This is a genomic window from Actinomyces sp. ICM58, assembly GCF_000283035.1.
In the GTDB taxonomy this organism is placed as follows: domain Bacteria; phylum Actinomycetota; class Actinomycetes; order Actinomycetales; family Actinomycetaceae; genus Pauljensenia.
This window is the reverse complement of record NZ_ALIY01000212.1, coordinates 1-2,147: the sequence shown is the minus strand read 5'-3', so window position 1 is coordinate 2,147 and position 2,147 is coordinate 1. Positions and strand designations below refer to the sequence as shown.

The window sequence follows — 2,147 nt, the reverse complement described above, 5'->3', positions numbered from 1 at the left end:
ACGCGGCGTGGGCGGCGCGGGCGGCGCGCTCGGCGCGCATGCGTTCGAGCCTGGAGGGAGGCGGAGGAGGATAGAGCGCCATCATGTCACCGTTCGATGCGCGTGCGCGTGAAACGCTCGTGGGTGCGCGACGGCGTCGGACCGCGCTGCCCCTGATAGTGAGAGCCGAGTCCCTGCGAACCGTAGGGATGCTCGGCCGGGGAAGACAAGTCGAAGAAGCACAGCTGCCCGATCTTCATGCCCGGGTAGAGCAAGATCGGCATCGTCGCCGTGTTCGACAGCTCGAGGGTCACGTGCCCGGAGAAGCCAGGGTCGATAAAGCCCGCGGTGGAGTGGGTGAGCAGGCCGAGGCGCCCGAGCGACGACTTGCCCTCCAGACGCGCCGCGATGTCGTCTCCGAGGGAGACGAGCTCGTAGGTGGCGCCCAGGACGAATTCGCCGGGGTGCAGAACGAAGGGCTGGTCCGGGCCGACGTCGACCTGGTGCGTCAGATCCGACTGATCCGCCGCCGGGTCGATCACCGGGTAGCGGTGGTTATCGAAGAGGCGAAACAGGCGATCCAGCCTCACGTCGATACTGGCCGGCTGGACCAGATCACGGTCCAGCGGATCGAGGCGGATTCGCCCGGAGTCCAGGGAGGCGTTGATGTCGCGGTCACTGAGCAGCATGACACGATTGTCGCATACTCAGCGCCGCGACAACAGCCTCAGAGTCAGACGAGGGGCTGGCCCGATGCGTCGTAGCCGTAGGAGCCGGAACGCATGATGATCATGATGAACTCGATGAGTGCCCAGATGGCGGAGATGGGCGCACCGACGAGGGTGATCGTCAGCACCAGCTGGATGATGCCTCGGGTCGTGTAGCCCAGGTAGAAGTTGTGCACGCCGAAGCCGCCCAGGAAGAAAGCCAGGACCAGGGCGAGGACCCACTGCTTGGGCGGGGTCGCGTAGGCCTGCTGACCGTAGGCGGGCTGTCCGTATGCGGGCTGGCCGTAGGCCGGGTCGCCGTAGCCTGCCGACCCGTAGGCGGGCTGCTCGGGGGAAGGCTGCGCGCCAGGCGCGCCGCCGAAGGGGGCCTGATTCGCGGCCGGCTGCTCAGGGCCAGGGAAGGACTGGGCACCCGCGGCGTCGTAGGCGGTGCCGTAGGTGGTGGAGCCCGGGGTGGCGGTGGCCTCGTCGAAGTCGGGGGCCGAGGACTGGGGGAAGCTGGGCGCCTCAGGCGCGGGGATCGAGGCCTGGGTGTCATCCTCGGGCTTGATGGGGTTGGCCAGGGGATCGGGCATCGTCATGACTGAGCCTTTCAATTCTCGTGGGGGGCCTGGCGGCCGTACCGCTACAGCCTACCGCTACCAAGCGTCCGATCGTTATCCGCGACCACCCCGAGGCACCCCTGATTGGTCCCGGAGGTGAATTCTCGGCACACCGAGCGTCGGCGCCTGGGACCGAAGGCCGGGTATGGGACATGTCGCGGCGCTGAGGCCCTGCAACGTCTACGCGCCCGTGATGGATGGGTTTCGTAACCCGCTGCCCATGCCGATGCCGACAAGTGCGCGCGCCGCACCGCACAACCGGGGCCGGACGGGGGGTTTTGCACCATTAGACGCATCGCTACGGCGTGTCGCCGGCGTGTCGCAGCCCTAATGCCGCAATTCCCCCCATGCAGCGTCGCAGGGGAGCCGCTGGCGGGCACGCGGGCAGGCCCGCGGTTGGCGGATTCGTGGGCAGGCTCGAGATTGCTGGGTTCGCGGCCGGGCACGCGCGCTGGGGCGGCACGCTCCCAACAATTTCGCATGCAATTCGCTTACTTGAATATTCAACCAAACCCACAAACGTTGTAATTCCAACGATGTGAATTCAAGGCACACCCAAGCCTCGGGGGAATTGCATGCGAAATTAAGGGAGCACACCAGGCAGAGAGCCACGCAGCCCCTCTGGAGGCGTCGACACTGGCGGCCCGGCAGCTACCACCGACGACAACCCGAACGCACGACGGCATAACGCCCACACCGGAATCTGCCGTCACCTACCACCAACAACAACCTGAGCAAACGATGGCAACCACTGGCCGGGCACTGTCGGCCGGCAGTCACCCGCGACACCCCCACCGGGGGGACCTCCGCCACGCACGGCCCACAGAGCATACGAAAG

Annotated in this window: 2 protein-coding genes; both read right to left on the bottom strand. The window is 66.8% G+C overall.

The genetic code is table 11. The features are described from left to right. Positions 1 to 86: 86 nt before the first annotated feature. Positions 87 to 668: a dCTP deaminase gene (gene dcd / locus HMPREF1138_RS09395; protein WP_009059145.1), complete on the bottom strand. Its 582-nt coding sequence runs from the start codon at positions 666 to 668 to the stop codon at positions 87 to 89. 44 nt (positions 669 to 712) lie between these two features. Then, a complete protein-coding gene (locus HMPREF1138_RS09390) occupies positions 713 to 1,288 on the bottom strand; it encodes a TM2 domain-containing protein (RefSeq protein WP_009059146.1) in 576 nt (191 codons plus the stop codon). Between the last annotated feature and the right edge of the window lie 859 nt (positions 1,289 to 2,147).